General features: G+C 73.4%; 18 protein-coding genes and 1 pseudogene. 4 read left to right on the top strand and 15 right to left on the bottom strand.

Annotated features, from left to right (window positions below; genetic code table 11):
* Positions 1–58 precede the first annotated feature (58 nt).
* Positions 59–1,504 (bottom strand): GNAT family N-acetyltransferase, encoded by a 1,446-nt coding sequence (locus B079_RS32120; protein ID WP_199779911.1) that lies wholly within the window; start codon positions 1,502–1,504, stop codon positions 59–61.
* 242 nt (positions 1,505–1,746) lie between these two features.
* Positions 1,747–2,577 carry an alpha/beta fold hydrolase gene (locus tag B079_RS0115260; RefSeq protein ID WP_018546695.1) on the bottom strand — a complete coding sequence of 277 codons (831 nt, stop codon included), beginning with the start codon at positions 2,575–2,577 and terminating at the stop codon, positions 1,747–1,749.
* 193 nt (positions 2,578–2,770) lie between these two features.
* Here B079_RS0115260 and B079_RS0115255 point away from each other — a divergent pair, with 193 nt between their 5' ends.
* Positions 2,771–3,661: an RNA polymerase sigma-70 factor gene (locus B079_RS0115255; protein WP_026248722.1), complete on the top strand. Its 891-nt coding sequence runs from the start codon at positions 2,771–2,773 to the stop codon at positions 3,659–3,661.
* 153 nt (positions 3,662–3,814) lie between these two features.
* On the top strand, positions 3,815–4,573 hold the full coding sequence (locus tag B079_RS0115250; protein ID WP_018546693.1) for a GntR family transcriptional regulator: 759 nt from the start codon (positions 3,815–3,817) through the stop codon (positions 4,571–4,573).
* A 100-nt stretch (positions 4,574–4,673) separates the two neighbouring features.
* Here the strand turns inward: B079_RS0115250 and B079_RS0115245 are convergent, their stop codons facing one another.
* The 3 genes and pseudogenes from B079_RS0115245 to B079_RS0115235 form a co-directional block, all read right to left on the bottom strand.
* The gene (locus B079_RS0115245; protein ID WP_018546692.1) at positions 4,674–5,831 is read right to left on the bottom strand and encodes an ROK family transcriptional regulator; all 1,158 of its coding nucleotides are present in this window, start codon (positions 5,829–5,831) and stop codon (positions 4,674–4,676) included.
* Positions 5,832–5,910: 79 nt separating this feature from the next.
* Positions 5,911–6,564: pseudogene (locus B079_RS32115) on the bottom strand (response regulator).
* Positions 6,565–6,622: 58 nt separating this feature from the next.
* Complete coding sequence (locus B079_RS0115235; protein ID WP_018546689.1) at positions 6,623–7,777, bottom strand: sensor histidine kinase; 1,155 nt, start codon at positions 7,775–7,777, stop codon at positions 6,623–6,625.
* A gap of 108 nt (positions 7,778–7,885) precedes the next feature.
* On the opposite strand from B079_RS0115235, the gene B079_RS0115230 reads away from it, so the two are divergent.
* Complete coding sequence (locus B079_RS0115230; RefSeq protein ID WP_018546688.1) at positions 7,886–8,806, top strand: ATP-binding cassette domain-containing protein; 921 nt, start codon at positions 7,886–7,888, stop codon at positions 8,804–8,806.
* A gap of 2 nt (positions 8,807–8,808) precedes the next feature.
* Positions 8,809–9,519: an ABC transporter permease subunit gene (locus B079_RS0115225; protein ID WP_018546687.1), complete on the top strand. Its 711-nt coding sequence runs from the start codon at positions 8,809–8,811 to the stop codon at positions 9,517–9,519.
* 69 nt (positions 9,520–9,588) lie between these two features.
* On the opposite strand, the gene mug is transcribed toward B079_RS0115225, so the two are convergent.
* From mug to B079_RS32110, 10 genes are all read right to left on the bottom strand, one after another.
* On the bottom strand, positions 9,589–10,080 hold the full coding sequence (gene mug, locus B079_RS0115220) for a G/U mismatch-specific DNA glycosylase (RefSeq protein ID WP_018546686.1): 492 nt from the start codon (positions 10,078–10,080) through the stop codon (positions 9,589–9,591).
* 50 nt (positions 10,081–10,130) lie between these two features.
* Entirely contained in the window at positions 10,131–11,573 is a 1,443-nt protein-coding gene (gene purB, locus B079_RS0115215; protein WP_018546684.1) for an adenylosuccinate lyase, read from the bottom strand.
* A 77-nt stretch (positions 11,574–11,650) separates the two neighbouring features.
* Positions 11,651–12,442: an SGNH/GDSL hydrolase family protein gene (locus tag B079_RS0115210; RefSeq protein WP_018546683.1), complete on the bottom strand. Its 792-nt coding sequence runs from the start codon at positions 12,440–12,442 to the stop codon at positions 11,651–11,653.
* Between the two features lie 145 nt (positions 12,443–12,587).
* Complete coding sequence (locus B079_RS0115205) at positions 12,588–13,601, bottom strand: hemolysin family protein (protein ID WP_018546682.1); 1,014 nt, start codon at positions 13,599–13,601, stop codon at positions 12,588–12,590.
* Positions 13,598–14,968 (bottom strand): hemolysin family protein, encoded by a 1,371-nt coding sequence (locus B079_RS0115200; protein ID WP_018546681.1) that lies wholly within the window; start codon positions 14,966–14,968, stop codon positions 13,598–13,600. Before B079_RS0115200 ends, B079_RS0115205 begins: the two co-directional genes overlap by 4 nt.
* 166 nt (positions 14,969–15,134) lie before the next feature.
* Positions 15,135–15,560, bottom strand: a complete 426-nt coding sequence (locus B079_RS0115195) for a GNAT family N-acetyltransferase (RefSeq protein ID WP_018546680.1) — start codon at positions 15,558–15,560, stop codon at positions 15,135–15,137.
* 98 nt (positions 15,561–15,658) lie between these two features.
* Positions 15,659–17,350, bottom strand: coding sequence for a DEAD/DEAH box helicase (locus tag B079_RS0115190; protein WP_018546679.1), 1,692 nt, complete (start codon positions 17,348–17,350; stop codon positions 15,659–15,661).
* Positions 17,351–17,545: 195 nt separating this feature from the next.
* Positions 17,546–18,427: a TIGR03621 family F420-dependent LLM class oxidoreductase gene (locus B079_RS0115185; RefSeq protein WP_018546678.1), complete on the bottom strand. Its 882-nt coding sequence runs from the start codon at positions 18,425–18,427 to the stop codon at positions 17,546–17,548.
* Positions 18,428–18,509: 82 nt separating this feature from the next.
* Positions 18,510–21,077, bottom strand: a complete 2,568-nt coding sequence (locus tag B079_RS0115180; protein WP_018546677.1) for an ABC transporter permease — start codon at positions 21,075–21,077, stop codon at positions 18,510–18,512.
* A gap of 4 nt (positions 21,078–21,081) precedes the next feature.
* Complete coding sequence (locus B079_RS32110; protein ID WP_037801505.1) at positions 21,082–21,894, bottom strand: ABC transporter ATP-binding protein; 813 nt, start codon at positions 21,892–21,894, stop codon at positions 21,082–21,084.
* Positions 21,895–21,979 lie beyond the last annotated feature (85 nt).

Here is a 21,979-nt window from a genome sequence, read left to right as displayed (position 1 = left end):
TCGGGCCGTACGTCCGTATCGGCCGTGCTCAGCAGCGAGCAGCCGTGATCAGCCATGCTCAGCCGTGCTCGGGCGCGCCGCCGAGCCGTACCCGGCCGTCCTCCCGCGCCACCGGCACCGGGACCTGGGCCGCGTCCAGCCGGGCGGTGATGACGAGCGTGCCCTCCTCGACCTGGTAGTCGAGCGGCAGGTCCAGACCCCGCATCGCCGCGACCATCCCGGTGTTGGAGGAGCGGGTCACGGCGTACACGCTCTCGCAGCCCGCCTCCACCGCCATCGCGACCAGACGGCCCAGGAGTTCGGCACCGACGCCGCGCCGCTGCCAGTCGTCCTCGACCAGCAGGGCGACCTCGGTCTCGTCGCCGTCCCACAGCAGATGACCGAGGCCCACCACGCGTCCCGAGGTGGTCTGCGCGGCCAGGGTGCGGCCGAAGCGGGGGCTGAGCAGATGGTTGAGATAGCGGTCGGCGTCGACGACCGGGCCGTGGTAGCGCAGCGCGAGGGTGCCCGGCGAGCAGCGCTCGTGCATCGCGCGGGCGGCCTCCAGGTCACCGGTGTCCGCCCGGCGCACGGTGATGTCGTTGCCCTCGGGCAGCGTCAGCACGTCACGGCCGCGCGGAATGCGCGGACCCAGCCTGCCGTCCAGCTCCACCAGCGCCCGCGCCCGCGCGAACTCGGTGGGTGTGAACGGCAGATACGGCCGCTCCACGCTCAACACCCCGCCGCCCGGGGCCCGGAGCCGCATCACCGTGTCCTCGAGGACGCCTTCGACGGGCACCGTGTCCTCGTCCACCGGCCTGCCCGGCAGCGAACGTACGGTGCACCGCCCCAGCAACTGACGCAGAGCGAGCGGCAGTTCGGCGGTGTCGAGAGCGGTGCGGGTGGCCAGGCCGAGGACCCGGGTGGGGCCGTCCACCAGGTCGTGGGCGTCGGCCCGCTCCACCCAGGTGGCGGAGCCGCCCGCCCGGGCGACCGTCCGGGTCAGCTCGGTGGCCGTCAGCGTCTCCGGCGCCCGCAGCAGGAACTCGTCCACGGTGCCGTCGGCCAGCGGATGCGTCTGGAGGCTCAGGATGTCGACCCGCGCCTCGGCCAGCGCCGTGCACAGCACGGCCAGCGAGCCCGGTTCGTCCCGCACCGTCGTCCGCATCCGCCACAGCGCGCCCGGCCCGCCCACGGGCCCGTCGACCGAGGAGCCCTCGTCGTCGGACTGCCCGGCCGACCGCACCGTGGCGGCGGACCGGGCGCCGGTATCGCTGTCCGGGACCGGGGGTGCGTGTCCATGGCGCCGGGACCACCAGGTGTGGAAACCGGCGGTCGCGGCCAGCGCGATCGCCGAGACCACCAGGAGCGCCGGACCGTCGGGACCGTGTCCGATCAGGTTCGCCACCGCGTCCGCGACGGCAACGGCCGTGAACAGCGCGGCCAGTTCCACGAGATCGCGCCGCCAGTGGTGCACCGGGCGCCCGTGCCGGGAGCGCATCGTCCGAGAAGTCTCTGGTGTCATGCGGCCACTGTGACGCAGTGGTGTTGCGTGATCACGAACGCTCTGTGACCGATGGGTAAAGGCTGATTGGGTCGATTTCATTGCATTTTCTACGGCCGTGATCCGCCGCGACGCCCCGTATGCCGCCCCATCAGCCACGCAACGTGCTCACCCTACAGGCGAGTTGACCCCGGCGAAGAGGTGCCGCGCTCCGGGGGATGACGCCGGTGCGCGGCACTACCGAGGGTACGGGACGCGAGCGGTCAGCGGCTGCCGTCCAGCAGGACACGGGCCACGAGCGCCGGGTCGTCGTTCATCGGGCAGTGCCCGCAGCCGGGCAGCCGCACCAGGCGGGCGTGCGGAATCATCTGCTTCGCGCGCACCCCCTGCCTGCGCAGCAGCAGCCGGTCCCGGGTGCCCCACGCCACCGTGACGGGCGTCCCGGGCACCGTGTCGGTGAACCGCACGGTGGTGCCGGTGCGCAGCGTCGCCTCGAACCCGCTCGCCCCGGCCAGCGCCAGCGTCTCCGCGACCACCGCCTCGGGTGAACGGCGTGCGGGGCGGGCGTAGATGGTGCTGGTCAGCGCCGTACGCCCCACCGCGTTGCCCGCCAGCCGCTCCACCAGGGGCAGCGGGAGCCGCTGTGCGATGCCCCGCATGGCGAGCAGCACCGCGAAGGCGTAGCGCCGCTCGGCCTCGGTCCAGAACCCGGCCGGGGACAGCGCGGTGACCGAACGCGCCAGCCGCGCACTGCCCAGCTCCAGGGCGAGCAGCCCGCCGAGCGAGTTGCCCGCCACGTGCGGGCGGCTCAGGCCCAGTTCGCGGAAGAACGTGCCGAGCACGGCGTTGGTCGTCGGCAGGTCGTAGTCCAGGCCGGTCGGCAGGGCGGGGGAGGCGCCGAAGCCCGGCAGGTCCACCGCGACGACCTCGCGCTCGGTGGCCAGGATGTCGATCACCGGGCTCCACGCCTGCCGGTGGTGCCCGATGCCGTGCAGCAGGACCAGTGGCTCGCCGCGTCCCACGCGCTCGTAGGAGACGGTCACATCTCCCGTGCCGTGCGGGCCGGTGACCGGGAAGGAGGCGGTGGCGGACATGACATGCTCCTCGGGTGGGCTGCTGACGGACGCGGTGGACAGCTTGTCAGCAATGGCTACCGGCGGGTAGTACCCGCGCCGGGCCGTGAACGCGCCCGCCCCGGTGGCGGAGCGGCCGATTCCGGACGGGCTCCCGGGGCGTGTCGGGCGATACCGTCTGGACACCGGCGGACGGGTCGGCTGGGATGAGGCGGTGACCACCGACACCGCGACCGACGTCTTCGAAGAGAACCGCCCCCTCCTCATGGGAGTCGCCTACCGGATGCTCGGCCGTGTCGCCGACGCCGAGGACGTGGTCCAGGACGCGTGGCTGCGCTGGGCGGGTGCCGACCGCGCCAAGGTCCGCGAACCGCGCGCCTACCTGGTGCGCGTCACCACCCGCCTCGCCATCGACCGGCTGCGCCAGGTCAAGGCGCGCGACGAGGCGTACGTCGGCCCCTGGCTGCCCGAGCCCTACGTCACCGACTTCGGCGACACCGTCCCCGACACCGCCGACCGCGCCCTGCTCGCCGACTCCGTCTCCCTCGCCGTCCTCGTCGTCCTGGAATCGCTCTCCCCGCTGGAGCGCGCGGTGTTCGTGCTGCGCGAGGCGTTCGGCTACCCGTACGCCGAGATCGCGGAACTCCTCGACCGCGGCGAGGCGGCGGTGCGCCAGCTCGCCGGACGCGCCCGCCGTCACGTGGAGGAGCGGCGCCCGCGCTACGATGTCGACCCCGCCCAGCGCCGCGACCTCACCCGGCGCTTCCTCGCCGCCGCGACCGAGGGCGACCTCGAAGGGCTGATGTCACTGCTCGCCCCCGAGGCCCGGCTCGTCGGCGACAGCGGCGGCAAGGCGAAGGCGCCGGTGCGCGAGCTGCACACCGCGGACAAGGTCGGCCGCTTCCTCGCGGGCGCCGTCGGCAAGGGCGTCGTACCCGGCATGTCGTACGAGTTCATCGAGGTCAACGGCGGCGTCGCGGTGCTCGTCCTGCTCGACGGCAAGCCCGACTCGGTCTTCCAGGTGGACATCGTGGACGGCCTCGTCAGCACGGTCTACATCGTTCGCAACCCGGACAAGCTGCGCTCTCTCGCGAACACCGTGTGAACGCCCGGGTGTCCGGGGCCCGCCGATATGGGCCCCGGAGAGAGGATTGGTCTTGACCAAGGGTCAGGTCCGTTTTATGGTCACTGATAACTGCAACAACCTTTAATAAACAAGGGCGCCAAAACCGCCGGACAACGGCTTGCGGAGGACAGGGTGGGGACCACGCAACTGGAATCGGTGCCGGAACCGAAGTACTGGCATCTCAAGACCGTGCTCACCGAGGCGCTCGACTCGGAGTTCTCGGTCGGCGAGATCCTGCCGAACGAACGCGACCTCGCGGCCCGTTACGGCGTCGCCCGCGCCACGCTGCGCCAGGCCCTGGAGCAGCTGGAGCTGGAGGGCCGCCTTCAGCGTCGCCGGGGCGTCGGCACCACCGTCGCGCCGCCGCGCATGGGCGTCGCCGTCGGCACCTCGCGGCACACCTGGCCGGGGGCCGGGGACGACGCCTGGCAGCCCGTGGACTGTGTACGGTCCGTGCCGCCCGCCTCCGTCGCCGCCACGCTGGAGACCGGCGGCGAAGAGGTGCACACCGTGCGCCGCTCCCGCACCTCGCACGGCCGCAGCGTCGCCACCGAACTGCTCTACGTCCCGGCCGCCTCGGTGCCCGACCTCACCGCGATCGACGCGCCCTCGGGCCCGTCCCGCGCGCGTGCGGTCCTGCGCGAGCTGCACCGGCTGGAACTCGACGGGCAGGACCGCGCCGTCGAACTCGGCTCCGCCGGGGCGGACGACGCCCGCGAACTCGACCGGCTGCCGGGCTCCCCGGTCCTGGTCCTCACGACCCGCTTCCACGCGGCGGGCCGCACGGCGGCGCTCTCCGTGGCGACGTACCGGGCGGACACGTGCCGGCTGACCTTCGGGGACTCGCCGGACGTGGAGATACACGAGGATCCGGCGCGGCGGGCGTCCTGACGGACGCTGTGAACTGACCGCACGCTCCGCCGACTTGGCGGGGCGTGCGGTGTTTTCTGGCCGGGGTGGCTCAGTGTTCTTCGGCCGGGGGGGGGGGGGCTCAGTCCGCCGCCCCCACCGCCCCCTCCACCGCGAACAGTTGCCGTTCCACATGCGCCAGCGCCAGCCGCAGCGCGCCCATCGCGACGACCGCCTCGCCCAGGAGGGAGAGGGCGACGCCCGGCGGGCGTAGACAGTAGCGGGACAGCTCGCGGCGCAGGGGGTCCAGGACGCCGTCCAGACCGGCCGCCCAGCCTCCTATGACGACCAGTTCGGGATCGAGGGCCAGGACCAGCGCGGCCACGTCGTGCACCAGCCGCTGGATGAAGCGCTCCACGGCGGCCTGGGCCGCCCGGTCGCCCTCGCGGGCCAGCGCGAACACCTCGGTGACCGCCTGCTCGTCCAGCGGGGGCAGCGGCTCGCCCGTGGTGGACAGCAGTGTCTCCGGGGTGGCCTCGCGGCCCAGCAGATGCAGCGCCCCGATCTCCCCGGCCGCCCCGCCGAACCCCCGGTGCAGCCGCCCCCCGATCAGCGCACCCGCGCCCGGGCTGAGCCCGGCCAGTACGAACACCACGTCGTCGCTCTTGGCCGCCGCGCCCTTCCAGCGCTCGGCCACGACGGCCGCGTTGGCGTCGTTCTCCACCAGGACCGGGCACTTGAAGGAACGGCTCAGCCGGTCACCGAGGCGCAGCCCCGTCCAGCCGGGCAGCGCCGTCCCCAGGCGAACCGTTCCGTCGGCCTCCACGATGCCCGGCGTGCCCACCCCGACCGCGCGCAGCGAGCCACGGGCGACCCCGGCCCGGCGCAGCAGCTCGGCGACCGTGCCGCGCAGCCGCTCCAGGCGCTCGTCGGCCGGGGCCTTCTCGTCGACGGGTCTGGTCTGGGTGCCGAGGACCCGCCCGTCCAGGTCGGACAGGGTCGCCACCACCCGGTGCGCTCCTATCTCCAGGCCCAGCAGATGCCCCGCCTCGGCCCGGAACCTGAACCGCCGCGCCGGGCGCCCCTGCCGCCGGGCCGTCCCCTCCTCGGCCGCCGTCTCCACCACGAGCCCCGCCTCGGCCAGCCCCTCCACGACCCCCTCGACGGTGGGCCGGGACAGCCCGGTCACCCGGGTGATCTCGGTGAGCGTCGCACACTCCGTGTCGCGCAGCGCGCGCAGCACCACCGCGGAGTTGATCCTCCGCAGCAGCGAGGGATCGCCACCGGTCAGCTGCCCCACGGTCCGTCCTCCCAGCTCGCGGGCGTCGTGGGGCGGATCGTACTCGGGCCCGCCCCTCCCGGCGAGGGCCGGGCCGGGGTCATCCTGGCGCGACGAACCCCGACTCGTACGCGGCGATGACCGCCTGGGTCCGGTCGCGCGCCCCGAGCTTGGCCAGCACCGCGCTCACATGCGACTTCACCGTCTCCACGCCGACCACCAGGCGGGCGGCGATCTCCGCGTTCGTCAGCCCCCGCGCCATCAGCCGCAGCACCTCCGCCTCCCGCTCCGTCAGCCGGGCCGCCGAGAGGGGATCGGTGGCGCTCCGCTCCCCGCCGTAGCGGGCGGCCAACTGCCGTACGGACGCCGGGAACAGCAGCGAGTCGCCCGCCGCCACCAGCCGTACCGCGTGCGCGATCTCCTCCGGGCGGGCCCGCTTCAGCAGGAAGCCGTCCGCGCCCGCGCGCAGCGCCTCCTACACGTACGCGTCGTCCTCGAAGGTGGTCACCACGAGAATCTTGGGCGGTTCGGCCACCGTGCGCAGCACCGCGCGCGTGGCCTCGATGCCGTCCAGGAGGGGCATCCGCACGTCCATCGCCACGACATCCGGCCGCAGTTGACGCACCAGCGGGATGACGGCCGCGCCGTCGGCGGCCTCGCCGACCACCTCGATGTCGGGCTGGGTGTCGAGCACGGCCCGCAGACCGGCGCGGACCAGGGGTTCGTCGTCGACGAGCAGGACGGTGACCGGCATGCGGCCAGCGTAGATCAGTACGGGCGGTGCCGGTCGTCGGCCGAGTGCCCGCGCGGCCTCAGCCGAGCGGCAGCTCCGCCCGTACCCGCCACTGGCCCTCGTACGGCCCGGTCAGGGCGCTGCCGCCGAGCAGTGCCGCCCGCTCGCGGATGCCGCGCAGTCCGCTGCCGCCCCGGCTCTCGGCGAGTCCCGCCGGGAGGGGATTGTGTATCTCCAGCGTGAGCCTCTGCTCCGCCACGGCCACCCGGACCCGTACCGGCACCGGGCCCGCGTGCCGCAGGGCGTTGGTCAGGGCCTCCTGGAGGATGCGGTAGCCCTCGCGGGACACCGGCCCCGGCACCGCCTCCACCGGACCCGTCACCTCGGAGTCCACCTCGGCGCCCGAGGCCCGCGCCGACTCCAGCAGGCGTCCCGCGTCCACCAGCGTGGGCCGCGCGCCCACCGGCCGTTCCGCCTCGCGCAGCACCCCGAGCACCCGCTCCAGGTCGTCGAGGGCGGCCCGGCCGGTCTCCTCGATGGCGGTCAGCGCGCGCCCGGTGAACTCCGCGTCGCCCGCCGCCCGCGCGGCACCCGCCTGGAGCACGGCCACGGTCAGCGCGTGCCCGATCGAGTCGTGCAACTCCCGTGCGATCCGGGTGCGTTCGAGCAGCTGCTCGGTGCGCTCCTCCAGCGCGGCCAGGCGTTCGGCGGCCGAGGGACCGAGCAACTGCCGTGCGCACGCGGTGACAAGCGCGCCGAGCCCGACCACCGCGCCGTACAGAACGAGCAGCGGGAGCGGGGCCAGCAGCGCGTACGCCGGGTGCGGGGGCAGCCGGTCCAGCAGGGGGATGCCCGAAGGCGGCTTCCCCCAGGCGTACTTGGTGAGGTCGAAGGCCAGCGTCGGCAGCCATACGCAGGCGAACACCGAGGCCGCCCCGAGGACCATCCGCGCCTCCAGCCACAGCACGGTGCGCCACCGGTCGCGCCAGGAGGCCGCCGGGACCGCGGAGATGCCCGGCTCCTTCTCGCCGGGCGTCAGCAGCAGCCGCGCCTGCACGCCCTCGCCCATCCGCACCCCGGCCACGAGACCGGCCGGCGCGATCAGGAGCGCGGGCATCCAGGGCGTCCTGGGGTCGATGAAGAGCCAGCAGCTGACGATCAGCATCGGCACCCACAGATGCAGCAGGCGTGTGTACGTCGTCCCGCGCAGCAGCGGGCGCAGGAAGCGGACCATGGAGCCATCGTCGCAGGCCGCACCGGTGACCCACCTCCCTCGCGCGGGGGAGGCGATCCCCACGCCAGGGGGAGGCGCGGGGGCGCCCGCCCGGCGAGGCTCACTGCCATGACCAGTATCGAACTGCGCGACCTCACCAAGGAGTACGGCGGCCGACGCGCCGTCGACGGCCTGACCCTCACCGTCCGCCCCGGCCGCGTCACCGGCTTCCTCGGCCCCAACGGCGCGGGCAAGTCCACCACCATGCGGCTCGTCCTCGGCCTGGACCGGCCCACCTCCGGCACCGCCACGCTCGACGGCCGCCCCTACGACCGGCTCACCGAGCCGCTGCGCCGGGTGGGCTCCCTGCTGGACGCCCGCGCCGCGCACGGCGCCCGCACGGCCCACGACCACCTCAGGGTGCTGGCGGCGACCAACCGCATCCCCGTGGCGCGGGTCACCGCCGTCCTGGAGCGGACCGGGCTCGCCTCCGTGGCCCGGCGCCGGGTGCGGACCTTCTCCCTCGGGATGCGCCAGCGGCTCGGGATCGCCGCCGCGCTGCTCGGCGACCCCGAGGTGATCCTGCTCGACGAACCCGCCAACGGGCTCGACCCCGAGGGCATCGTCTGGGTCCGCTCCCTGCTGCGCGAGCTGGCCGCCGAGGGACGTACGGTCCTGGTCTCCAGCCATCTCATGGGCGAGACGGCCGCGTTCGCGGACCACCTGGTGATCCTCGGCCGGGGCCGCCTCCTCGCGGACACCCCGGTACGGGAGTTCATCGACGCGCGAGTGCGCCCCCGGGTGCGGGTGCGCACGGCCGACTCCGACGCCCTCGGGGCGCTGCTCCTGCTCCACGGCCACGAGGCCGAGCGGGACGCGGACGGCGCCTGGACCGTACGGCACGCCCGCGCCGAGGAGTTGGGGCACCTGCTGGCCGAGGCCGGGCTGCCCGTGCTCGAACTCGCCGACCAGGAAGCCAGTCTGGAAGAGGCGTACCTCGATCTCACGGCCGCCGAGGCCGAGTTCACCGCACAGCCCCAGGAGGTCTGACCATGCCGTTCGTTCCTGTGCTGCACGCCGAGTGGCTCAAGATCCGTACGCTGCGGTCGCTGGTGGGTGCTCTCGCCGCCATCCTCCTTGTGACCGTGGGCTTTTCGGCGGTCACCTCCGCGCATCCCGATCACTCCGACGCGCTGTTCTCGGTGTTCTTCGGCGTCAGCCTCGGCCAGATCGCGGCGATCGCCTTCGGCGCCCTGGCGGTGGCCGGGGAGTACCGGGGCGGTGCGCTGCGGCTGACGCTGACCGCCGCACCGGACCGCACGCGCTGGTTCGCCGCCAAGGCGGTCGCCGTCGCGCTCCCGGTGTTCGCGGCCGGCCTCGTCACCGGCCTGCTGACCCTCGCGGTGGGCCGGGCCAACCTCGGTGCGGACGCGCCTCCTTGGGGCGACGGGCTGCGTGGCGCCCTCGGCAGCGCGCTGTACCTCACGCTGATGGCGCTCCTCGCCGCCGGACTCGCGGCCGTCCTGCGCAGCGGCGTCACCACGCTCGGCCTGCTGATCCCCTTCCTGCTGATCGTGTCCTTCGTCATCGGCGACCTCTCGGCGGGCGCGGCCGACTACCTGCCCGACCGGGCCGGTCAGATCGCCCTGCACAGCACCTGGGACGGCACCCTCGGCCCCTGGTCCGGGCTCGCGGTCACCGCGCTGTGGTCGGCTGCGGCGCTTTTCGCAGGGGCGTGGTGCGTGCGGCGCCGGGACGCCTGAGCGAGTGGCCGAGGAGCTGTGCGTGCTGCGGGAGGCGAGGGTCGTGCGGTTCGACGAGCGGTGGGGCGGCTACGCTTCGGTCGCCGCTTCCCGGAGGCGCGCGAACTCCTCCGTCATCGTCTCCAGGGTCCAATGGGCGTTCAGGCCGCTGGGGTTGGGGAGAGCCCAGACGCGGGTGTTCCCGATGGTGCGGTCCTGGGGGCCGATCCGGGCGGTGCGGTCGCCGAAGGCCGAGCGGTAGGCGGTCACGCCGACCACGGCCAGCCAGCGCGGCGCGTACCGCTCGACCTTGGCGGCCAGCAGCCGGCCGCCCTCGCGGTACTCCTCGGGCCTCAGTTCGTCGGCGCGGGCGGTCGCGCGGGCGACGACGTTGGTGATGCCGAGGCCGTAGGAGAGGAGGTCGCGTTCCTCGGCGGGCTTCAGCTGCCGGGGGGTGAAGCCGGAGCGGTGGAGGACCGGCCAGAAGCGGTTGCCGGGGCGGGCGAAGTGGTGACCCGTCGCGGCGGACATCAGGCCGGGGTTGATGCCGCAGAACAGGACGTGGAGGCCGTCCGCGATCACGTCGGGGACGAGACGGTCGCGGGCGGCCTCCAGCTCCGCCTGGGTGAGGCTCAGAGGATCGCCCCGGGGGTGTAGCGGGCGGCCTCCGGGTGCTTGGCGGCGATCTCGTCGATACGGCGGACCAGCACACCGACCTGGTCGGCGGCGGCGCCGGTGAAGGACAGCTTGTCGGCCATCAGGGCCTCCAGCCGCGCACGGTCCAGCGGCAGACGCTCGTCGGCGGCCAGCTTGTCCAGCAGGTCGTTGCGGTCGGCGCCCTGCTCGCGCATGGCGAGCGCGGTGGCGACCGCGTTCTCCTTGATCGCCTCGTGCGCGACCTCGCGGCCGACCCCGGCCCGCACCGCGGCCATGAGCACCTTGGTGGTGGCGAGGAACGGCAGGTAGCGGTCCAGCTCGCGGGCGACGACCGCCGGGAAGGCGCCGAACTCGTCGAGCACGGTCAGGAACGTCTCCAGGAGGCCGTCCAGCGCGAAGAACGCGTCCGGCAGCGCGACCCGGCGCACCACCGAGCAGGACACGTCGCCCTCGTTCCACTGGTCGCCCGCCAGCTCGCCGGTCATCGAGGCGTAGCCGCGCAGGATCACCATCAGGCCGTTGACGCGCTCGCAGGAGCGGGTGTTCATCTTGTGCGGCATCGCCGAGGAGCCGACCTGGCCCGGCTTGAACCCCTCGGTGACCAGCTCGTTGCCCGCCATCAGCCGGATCGTCTTCGCGAGCGAGGACGGCGCCGCCGCCAGCTGGACCAGCGTGGTGACGACCTCGTAGTCCAGCGAGCGCGGGTAGACCTGGCCGACCGAGGTGAACGCCCGCGAGAAGCCGAGGTGGGCGGCGATCCGCTGCTCCAGCTCGGCCAGCTTGGCGGCGTCCCCGCCGAGCAGGTCCAGCATGTCCTGGGCGGTGCCGACCGGGCCCTTGACGCCGCGCAGCGGGTAGCGGCCGAGCAGGTCCTCGACGCGCTCGTACGCCACCAGCAGCTCGTCGGCGGCCGTGGCGAAGCGCTTGCCGAGGGTGGTGGCCTGGGCGGCCACGTTGTGCGAGCGGCCTGCCATGACCAGCTCGCCGTACTCCGCCGCGAGCTTGCCCAGGCGGGCGAGGACGGCCACCGTACGGTCGCGCATCAGCTCAAGGGAGACGCGGATCTGCAGCTGCTCGACGTTCTCCGTGAGGTCACGGGAGGTCATGCCCTTGTGGACGTGCTCGTGACCGGCGAGGGCGTTGAACTCCTCGATCCGGGCCTTCACGTCGTGCCGGGTGACCTTCTCGCGCTCGGCGATGGAGGCGAGGTCCACGGTGTCGAGGACGCGCTCGTAGTCGGCGATGGCCTCGTCGGGCACCTCGATGCCGAGGTCCTTCTGCGCCCGCAGCACGGCGAGCCAGAGCTGCCGCTCCATCCTCACCTTCTGCTCGGGCGACCAGAGCGAGGCCAGCTCGGTGGAGGCGTAGCGTCCGGCGAGGACGTTCGGGATGCGGGGCTTGGCGGGCGCTGAAGTCACGTGCACCGAGTTTACTGGCAATTCGTGCAGGCCAGCGCCCTGGGGGTGTTCGGAGGAACCTACAAGGGCGCTACGGCTCAGCTCACGGGGCCCTCGTACGGCAGCAGCTCCGGGCGCTTGGCGGGGCGGCCGTCACCCGAGGAACGGCCGGTCAGACGGCGGCCTATCCACGGCAGCAGGTACTGCCGGGCGAAGCGGACGTCCGCCGTACGGCGGGCCGTCCAGCCCGGCGGCGGGGTGGGCGGCATCGGGGTGTGCCACGCGGCGTCCTCGGGCTCGTAGCCGAGTGACTGCCACACCGCCTCCGCGACCCGGCGGTGGCCCTCGTGGGTCAGGTGCAGCCGGTCCACGTCCCACATCCGGGGATCGGCCAGCGAGGGCGCGGCATACAGGTCGACCACGACCGCGCCGTGCTTCTCCGCCAGCCCGTCCACGCAGTCGAACAGCTCCTCCATGCGCGGCCGGAACCGTTCGAGCACCGGGCCCTGGCGGCCGGGGCTGCGCATCAGCACCAGCTGCTCGCAGTGCGGCGCCAGCCGCTCGACCGCCTCCGTCAGCAGGCCCTTGACCCGGCCCATGTCGCACTTGGGCCGCAGCGTGTCGTTCAGGCCGCCGACCAGCGTGATCACATCCGGCCGCATCGCCGCCGCGAGATCCACCTGCTCCTCGACGATCTGCCCGATCAGCTTCCCCCGCACCGCGAGATTGGCGTACCGGAACCCCGGCGTACGCGCCGCCATCCGCGCGGCGAGAAGATCGGCCCATCCCCGATAGGACCCGTCGGGCAACAGATCCGACATCCCCTCGGTGAAGGAGTCACCAACGGCGACGAGGCTGGCGTGCGCGGGGGGCGTGGAGTTCGTGTGCATGGCGACAGCGATGGTATCCCTGCCCCGCATACTCACCGGTCGGTACCCCCCGCCCCCGCGCACCGCCGCCCAGCGCCGCATGCAGACCCCGCCCCGCAGCACACCCGCCCCCAGCGCACGCCGCCCGACCGCCGGACGGCACCCCTCACGCTGTCTGCCCGAACAGCTCCCGCAGTACGTCCTCCATCGTCACCAGGCCCGCCAGTCGCCCGTCCTCTCCGATCACCGCCGCCACGTGCGTCCGGCTGCCGCGCATCGCGGTGAGGACGTCGTCCAGGGGGCTGGTTTCGCGGATGCGGGCGATGGGGCGCATGTCGCGGAGGTGGAAGGGCATGTCGCGGGGAGAGGCGTCCAGGGCGTCCTTGACGTGGAGGTAGCCGACGATGCGGCGGCCGTCGTCCACGACGGGGAAGCGGGAGAAGCCCGATTCGGCGGAGAGGCGTTCGAGCTGTTCCGGGGTGATGCCGATGCGGGCGTAGACGACGCGTTCCAGGGGGACGACGACGTCGCGGACCGGGCGGCTGCCGAGTTCGAGGGCGTCGTTGAGGCGTTCCTGGGCACGGTTGTCGATCAGGCCCGCCTCGCTGGCGTCCTTGACGATCTCGGCGAGTTCGGTGTCGGTGAAGGTGGCCGACACCTCGTCCTTGGCCTCGACGCGGAGCAGCCTCAGCAGCCCGTTGGCGAAGGCGTTGATGGTGAAGATCACCGGGCGGAGGGCCTTGGAGAGGGCCACCAGGGGCGGCCCGAGCAGCAGCGCCGAGCGCACCGGCTCCGCGAGCGCGATGTTCTTCGGGACCATCTCACCGAGCAGCATGTGCAGATACGTCGCCAGGGTCAGCGCGATGACGAACGACACCACGTGCCCCGCACTGGAGGGCACCCCGGCCGCGTGGAACACCGGCTCCAGCAGATGCGCGATCGCGGGCTCGGCGACCACACCGAGGACCAGCGTGCACAGGGTGATCCCGAGCTGGGCCGCCGCGAGCAGCGCGGAGACGTGCTCCAGGCCCCATACCACCCGCTTGGCCCGCTTGTCGCCCTCCTGGGCCAGCGGCTCGACCTGCGAGCGCCGCACCGAGATCAGCGCGAACTCGGCGCCCACGAAGAAGGCGTTGACGACCAGGGTCGCCAGTCCGATCAACAGCTGTACGGCGGTCATCGCGCCCCCTCCGTCCGCTCACCGTGCTCCGCGCCACCCTGCTCCGCCCCGCCCCGGATCGCGCCCCACGGCGCGTGCAGCCGCACCCGCGCGGCCCGGTGCCCGGAGGCGTCCGTCACGTCCAGCCGCCACCCGGCCACCTCGACCCGGTCCCCGGCCTCGGGTATCCGGCCGAGCCGGGTCGCGACGAGCCCGGCCAGCGTCTCGTACGGCCCCTCGGGCACCCGCAGTCCGACGCTCGCGAGCTGATCGGTGCGGGCGGCGCCGTCCGCCGCGTACACCAGGCGCCCCTCGTCGTCACTGCCGTCGGGCGCGAGGTCGGGCGTCTCGTGCGGGTCGTGCTCGTCGCGGACCTCGCCGACGACCTCCTCCACGATGTCCTCCAGCGTCGCGACGCCCGCCGTGCCGCCGTACTCGTCGATGACGACGGCCATCGTGCGCCGGCCGGAGAGCCGGTCGAGGAGCCGGTCCACGGTCAGGGACTCCGGCACCAGCAGCGGATCGCGCATGATCTGGGTGACCGAGCGCACCGGCCGGTCCTCGGCGGGCACCGCGAGCACGTCCTTGATGTGCGCGACGCCGACCACCGCGTCAAGCCCGCCCCGGTACACCGGGAACCGCGAAAGCCCCGTCGCCCGGGTCGCGTTGGCCACGTCCTCGCAGGTCGCCTGGGTGTCCAGGGCGACGACCTGGACACGGGGCGTCATCACGTTCTCCGCGGTGAGGTCGGCCAGGTTCAGCGTGCGCACGAACAGCTCGGCGGTGTCCGGCTCCAGCGCGCCCTGCCGTGCGGAGTGCCGGGCCAGCGCCACCAGTTCCTGCGGGCCGCGCGCCGAGGCCAGTTCCTCGGCGGGCTCCAGGCCGAAGCGGCGCACCACGCGGTTGGCCGTGTTGTTCAGATGCGTGATGAACGGGAGGAACACATTGCTGAACCACCGCTGCGGCGTACCCACCCGCTTGGCCACGGCCAGCGGCGAGGAGATCGCCCAGTTCTTCGGCACCAGCTCGCCGACGACCATCAGGAACACCGTCGACAGGGCCGTACCGAGCACCAGCGCGACCGAACTCGAGGTGGTCGCCGACAGGCCCATCGCCCGGAACGGCCCCGAAAGGAGCTTGGCGATCGACGGCTCGGCGAGCATGCCGACCACCAGGTTGGTCACGGTGATGCCGAGCTGCGCGCCGGAGAGCTGGAAAGTCAGATTGCGGACGGCCTTCAGCGCGCCCGGGGCACCGCGTTCGCCGCGCGCGGCGGCCCGCTCCAGCTCGCCGCGCTCGACCGTGGTCAGCGAGAACTCGGCCGCCACGAAGGCACCGCAGGCGAGCGACAGCAGGATCGCCACCAGAAGAAGCAGCACTTCGGTCATCGGGTCACCCCCGTCCCATGATCGGGCACGGGGGCGCGGAACGCGCGATGTCGCGTACTGGGAGGCTCGCCCATGGGCGGACGCTCACAACCTTTCATCGAGGACCGGATGACACCTCAATGGTAAAGGAAGCGCAAAGCGTCCGTACGGCCGGGCCGGACCGGCCTCAGGGCGTCAGCGGCTTCACCCAGCGGCGCCAGTGCTCCTCGGGCGCGTACCCCGCCGCGCCCCAGGCATGGTGCGCCGTCTCGTTGCGCACCAGCACCATCGCGTCCGCCCGGCGCCCGCCGCGCGCGGCGAACCGCCGCTCCGCCGCCTCAAGAAGGGCGCTCGCGATGCCCCGGCGGCGGTGGTCCGGGTGCACGGCCAGGCGGTACGCCGAGCAGCGCCAGCCGTCGAAACCGGCGATGACCGTCCCGACCAGCACCCCGTCGCGCTCCGCGAGCAGCAGCGCCTCGGGGTCCGTCGCGAGGAGCCGGGCCACGCCGTCCCGGTCGTCACTGATACTCGTGCCCTCCGCCGCCGCCCGCCAGAACTCCAGCACGGAGTCGATGTCGGGGACGGCGGCGGGCCGGATCTGAAGATCGCTCATGTCCCCCGACCCAACCAGAACGCCGTCCGGCCGGGCCAGGGAATTTTCCGTCAGCGCCGAGACGGGCGCCACGACAGCCGCCGAGGCGAGTGCCCCGGCTAGCGCTGCTGCTCCCGCTCCCGCCGCACCTGCGCCCGCCGCCCCTTGATCGTCGCTCCGCGCAGCGCGTGGATCACGTCCTCCGCCGCGGCGTCGGGCACCTCCACCAGCGAGAAGCGGTCGGCGATCTCGATCGAGCCGATGTCCCGGCCGCTCAGCCGCGACTCCCCGGCGATGGCACCCACCAGGTCCTGCGGCCGGATGCCCGCACTGCGCCCGGCGCTCACGAACAGCCGGGTCATGCCCGGCGAGGAGCGCCGGGGGCCCCGGGGCCCGCGCGTGTCCCGCCCGCGGCCCCGGTCCCGGCCGCGGTCCCGGTCGTCCCTCGGCGCCAGCTCGGGGATCTCCTCCTCGTCGAACGCGGCCCCGCCCGACTCGTGCGCCAGCTTCACCGCCGCCAGCGCCACGTCCATCACGTCGAACTCGTCCCCGAGGGTCTCCACCACCACCCGGAACCGCTCCAGGTCCTCGTCGTCCAGCAGACTCTCGTGCAGCGCCGCCCGCGTCAGCTCAAGGCGCCGGGCCCGCAGGTCCGCCACCGACGGCACCTTCTCCAGCGGGACCTTCCGCCCGGTCACCCGCTCGATCGTCTTGAGCATCCGGGACTCGCGCGGCTCCGCCAGCGTGATCGCCACGCCCTCGCGGCCCGCGCGGCCGACCCGCCCGATCCGGTGGACGTACGACTCCGGCGCCGACGGCACGTCGTAATTGATCACGTGCGTCAGATGCTCCACGTCGATGCCGCGCGCCGCGACGTCGGTCGCGACCAGCAGATCCGCCGTACCGTTGCGCAGCCGCCCCATCACCCGGTCCCGCTGCTCCTGGCTGAGGCCGCCGTGCAGCGCCTCGGCGCGGTAGCCGCGCCCGTTCAGCGTCTCGGAGAGCTGGTCCACCTGGTCACGGGTGCGGCAGAACACGATCGCCGCCTCCGGCGACTCCACGTCGAGGAGCCGCCCCAGCGCGGCCGGTTTCTGGTTGCGCGCGACGACGTACGCCGACTCGCGCACCCGGGGTGCCTCGCCCGGCGCGGGCGCCTCCCGCTCGATGCGCACCCGGACCGGGTCGCTGAGGTGCTTGCGCGCCATGGAGTCGATCCGCGCGGGCATCGTCGCCGAGAACAGCACTGTCTGCCGCTCCTCGGGCAGGTGCTCCAGGATCGCGTCGATGTCCTCCGAGAAGCCCATGTCCAGCATCTCGTCGGCCTCGTCCAGGACGACCGTGCGCAGGTCGTCCAGCTTCAGCGTGCCCCGCGCGATGTGGTCGAGCGCCCGGCCAGGCGTCGCCACCACCACGTCCACCCCGCGCTGCAGTTCGCGCAGCTGGCGCCCGATGGGCTGGCCGCCGTACACCGGCAGGACGCGTACGCCCAGGTCGGTGCCGTAGCGATGGACCGCCTCCGAGACCTGGATGGCCAGCTCGCGGGTCGGCGTCAGCACCAGTGCGGAGGGCCCCGCGCCGCGCTTGCCGTCGCGCGCCAGGCGCTGGATCAGGGGCAGCGCGAACGCGGCGGTCTTGCCGGTGCCCGTCGCCGCCTGCCCCAGCAGGTCGTGCCCCGCGAGCAGGGGCGGGATCGCCTCCTGCTGGATCGGGGTGGGCTCCTCGTAGCCGAGCGCGGTCAGCGCCCCCACGATCTCGGGGGCCAGTTCGAGATCGGCGAAGCCGACCTGCCCGTCGCCGGTGTCTGTCGTCATGGCGCATCCCTCTTCCGGAAGGCGGTCGCGGGGGCGCCCGGCGGCCCCTGAGCGCACGCGCGCCGGGCCGCCCGCAAGACGTACGGCCGCGTCCGGGCCGTACGGCTCCACACCGCGCCCGGGCGCACCCCGTGCGGGTCACGCGGTACGGAAGCATGTATACCGTCCCGAAACGGAACGAAAACCCCGAATGGTCTAAGCGTCCGCGGCCCGCAGCCGCTCCAGCACCGGTGCGAACACCTCCAGATACGGCTCCAGCACGGTCAGATACGAGAATCCGTACCGCTCCCGCAGCGCGAGCGCCTTCGCCACGACCTCGTCCAGCGAGCCCACCAGGACGACGGGCAGCTCCAGCGCCTCCTCCAGGGTCAGCCCCGGCTGCCACTCCAGCAGCGGGGCCAGCGCGGACGCCGGATCGTCGGTGACGGCGACGGTCTGGAGCAGCAGGTTCCGCTCCGCCGGTACGGCACGGCCCGCCGCCAGTTCCTCGTAGCGGGCCACCCGCTCGGCCACCTCCTTCGCCGGGATCGCCCGCAGCTGCCCGCCCACCATCCGCGCCCCGGTGAAGCCGATGACGTCCGCGTGCGCCACCCCCAGCGGCAGCGTGCGCTCGCCGTCGCCGCCGATCAGCAGCGGCACCCGGTCCTGGACGGGCCGGAACCCCGCCTCGCCGGAGCCGAGCAGCCGCTCCAGCTCCTCCACCGTGCGGCGCAGCTGGTCCGCCCGCTCCTGCGGGGCACCGAACGGCAGCCCGGCCCGCTCGTGCTCGGCCCGGACGTACCCGGTACCGAGGCCCAGCTCCAGGCGCCCGTCGGTCAGCGCGTCCGTGGTGGCGACCTCGCGGGCCAGCAGGGCGGGGTTCCACAGCCCCGCGTTGAGCACCAGCGTGCCGAGCCGGGGCCGCTCGGTCACCGCCGCAGCCGCCACCAGCACCGGGAACGGCGCGACCATGCCCAGATGGTCCGGGACCAGGATCACGTCGTACCCCAGCTCCTCGGCCAGCCGGCATCTCGCCCGCCACTCGGCGCCGGGCGACGGGGTGAGCAGATTGACTCCGAACCGGAACGGGCGCGGCATGAACTCTCCTCCACCTACGGCTGGTTGAGCTGACCCCGCGATTCCATCACGGTGCGCGCCCGGCCGGGGCCGAACGCGTGGCTCACTCGTGCGCGATGGCCGCCAGCACGTTCATCCGCGACGCACGCAGCGCCGGGAGCAGCGCCGCGACCACGCCGACCACCGCCGCGCCGATCACCACCGCGACGATCGTGCCCCAGGGGACGGCCAGTTCCTTCAGACCGCGCAGCGCCAGGACCTGCTGGCCGCACACGCCCCAGACCAGGCCGAGGGCGAGCCCGAGGACCGCGCCGAACACCGCGATCACCACGGACTCGAGACGGATCATCCGGCGCAACTGCCGCCTGCTGAGCCCGATCGCGCGCAGCAGCCCGATCTCACGGGTGCGCTCGACCACCGAGAGCGCGAGCGTGTTCACCACCCCGAGGACGGCGATGACGATGGCGAGGCCGAGCAGGGCGTAGACCAGGTAGAGCAGGACGGCGATCTGGTCGTGGACCAGCTTCTTGTAGTCGGCCTGGTCGCGCACCTGGACCTGCGGGAACGGCTTCAGGGACGTGTCCAGCGCGCCGCGCAGCGCGCTCGCGTCGGTGCCGGGGGAGGCGTTGACGTACAGGGAGGAGTCCTGGCCGCCGGGCACATATTTCTCCAGGGTGCCCAGGCCCAGGAAGACACCGCCCTGGGTGCCGAAGCCGTCGCCCGTGTCCAGGTTGGTCAGCGCGCCCACCGTCAGCGCGGCCCGTCGGCCGCCCGGGAACTCCACCGGGAGCACGCTGCCGATCTTCACCCGGTGGTCCCTGGCGAACCCGGCGTCCATCGCCAGATTCCCGTCCGCCAGCGCGGCGGCCGTCCCGCCCTGGGTGTAGGCCAGATGGGCGACCTGGTCGAGATGCGGGCCGTAGCCCGCCGCCGCCGTCTCCACCCGCTTGCCGTCCGGCAGCCGCAGCGCGAGCGGGGTGAGCCGCTGCTGGACGACCAGACCGACGCCCGGGGTGCCCTCCACCGCGCGGGTGACCTCCTTGGTGAACGGCGTGAAGTTCTGGCTCTGCACGACATAGTCGGCGCCCAGCGTGCGGTCGATCTGCCGGTCGAACGAGGCCGACATCGACGCGCTCGCCACCGACATCCCGCCGACCAGCGCCAGGCCCACCATCAGCGCCGCCGCCGTCGCGCCCGTACGACGCGGATTGCGCAGGGCGTTGCGCTGGCTCATCCGGCCCACCGAGCCGAACAGCGCCGGGAAGGCCGCGCCGAGCACCCGGATCACCGGGCGGACCAGGAGCGGGCCCGCGACCACCGTCGCGATCAGCGTCAGCACCACACCGAGCCCGAGCAGCGAGGCCGCCGTACCGGCCTTGTCCGACGCCACGCATCCGGCCAGCGCCGCCGCACCGGCCACCCCGACGATTCCGCCCGCGATCGCCCGCGCGGTCAGCGGCTTGTCGACGCCCGCGATCTCGGCGTCCGAGAGCGCGGCCATCGGGGAGACGGTCGCCGCGCGCCGGGCGGGCAGATACGCGGCGACGAAGGTGACGCCCACGCCGACCACGTACGCCGCGACCGGCGTGCCCCAGCCGATCACCATCTCGGTGGCTTTCAGGTTCATCCCGAACGCGCTCATCAGCCGGATCAGCCCGAAGGCAACGCCGATCCCGGCCGCGAGACCCAGCGTCGAGCCGACCACACCGAGCAGCAGCGCCTCAAGGAGCACCGAGCGGCGCACCTGCCGCCGGTCGGCGCCCAGCGCGCGCAGCAGCCCCAGCTCGCGGGTGCGCTGCGCGATCAGCATCGAGAAGGTGTTGACGATGAGGAAGATGCCCACCAGGACGGCGATCCCGGCGAAGCCCAGCATCACGTACTTGATCACGTCGAGGAAGCCGCCGAGGTTCGCCGCGGCCGACTTCGCCTGCTCACCGGCGGTCTTCAGGTCGTAGTTCCCGGGCCCGACCGCCGTCGCCACCCGGCTCTTGAGCACCTTGTCGTCGACGCCCGGGGCCGCGTCCACCGAGATGGCGGTGGCCCGGGTGTCCGAGCCCAGCAGCTCGCGCGCGGCCACCGCCGGGTCCAGGAAGACCAGGGCCGCCCCTGGGTTGGTCGTGGTGAACGTGGCGATGCCGACCACCCGGACCTGGAAGGTGCCCGGCTGCGCCTGCACGGTGAGCGTGTCCCCGACCCGTACGTGCTTCTTGCTCGCGGTGTCCGCGTCCAGCAGCGCCTCGCCCGCACCGCGCGGCGCGTGACCCGAGGTCAGCTCGACCGGGCTGCGGTCGGTGAGGTGCCAGGCCATGGCGATGGTGGGGGCGCCGGTCGTCGGGCCGACGGACTTGTTGCGGCTGTCGACCACCACGATGTTCTGCACGGACACGTCCGCGTGGGCGTTCGCCACCCCGGGCACCTCGGCCACCTTGTCCCGCAGCGCGGCCGGGAGGGTCTGCACGGTGCCGCCCGGCACCGGGGAGCGCAGGTCCTCCTTCGGGCTCACCGTCACATCGGCGGCCGTCGAGGCGAAGAGCCGGTCGAAGGTCCGGCTCACCGTGTCGGAGAAGATCAGGCTGCCCGAGACGAACGCCACGGACAGCAGGACGGCCAGTGCGGACAGCGCGAGGCGTCCCTTGTGCGCGAGGAAGCTCCTCAGCGTCGCCCTGAGCACCGGATCAGTCCTCCTGTGCCACGGCGTCGCCGCCGATCCGGCCCCGCACGATGTCGAACGCCTTCATCCGCTCCAGCACCGCGTCCGCCGTCGGCCGCTCCATCCGGTCCACGATCCGGCCGTCGGCCAGGAAGAGCACCTGGTCGGAGTGGGCGGCGGCGCCCGGGTCGTGGGTGACCATCACGACGGTCTGCCCCAGCTCGTCCACCGCGCGGCGCAGAAAGCCCAGCACCTCCAGACCCGCCCGCGAGTCCAGGTTCCCGGTCGGCTCGTCGGCGAAGATCAGCTCGGGCCGCGAGGCCAGCGCCCGTGCACACGCCACCCGCTGCTGCTGACCGCCCGAGAGCTGCGAGGGCCGGTGCTTGAGACGGCCGCGCAGCCCCAGGGTGTCGATCACCTGATCCAGCCACTGCTCGTCGGGCTTGCGGCCCGCGATGTCCATGGGCAGCGTGATGTTCTCGGCCGCGTTCAGCGTCGGGATCAGATTGAACGACTGGAACATGAAACCGATCCGGTCGCGCCGCAGCCGGGTCAGCTCCTTGTCCTTCAGCCCCGTGATCTCGGTGTCCCCGAGCCACACCTGACCGGCCGAGACGGTGTCCAGGCCCGCCAGACAGTGCATCAGCGTGGACTTGCCCGAGCCGGAGGGGCCCATCACGGCGGTGAACCGGCCGCGCGCGATGTCCACGTCGACCGAGTCCAACGCGATCACGGCGGTCTCGCCCGAGCCGTACGCCTTGGTCAGCCCGCGAGCCCGGGCCGCGGTGCCCCGCCCCGGCTCGGCCCCCGGCACGTTCTCCTCGGCAGATGTGAACAAGACCGCCTCCAGGTCACCTAGACGTCCCGACTCCCCAGCCGAGCCTAGTGTGACCGGCCCCACATCCGCTCCGCTTCGCGGCACC

Source organism: Streptomyces sp. LaPpAH-108 (assembly GCF_000373625.1).
In the GTDB taxonomy this organism is placed as follows: Bacteria; Actinomycetota; Actinomycetes; order Streptomycetales; family Streptomycetaceae; genus Streptomyces.
This window is presented reverse-complemented; position numbering and strand designations above follow the sequence as displayed.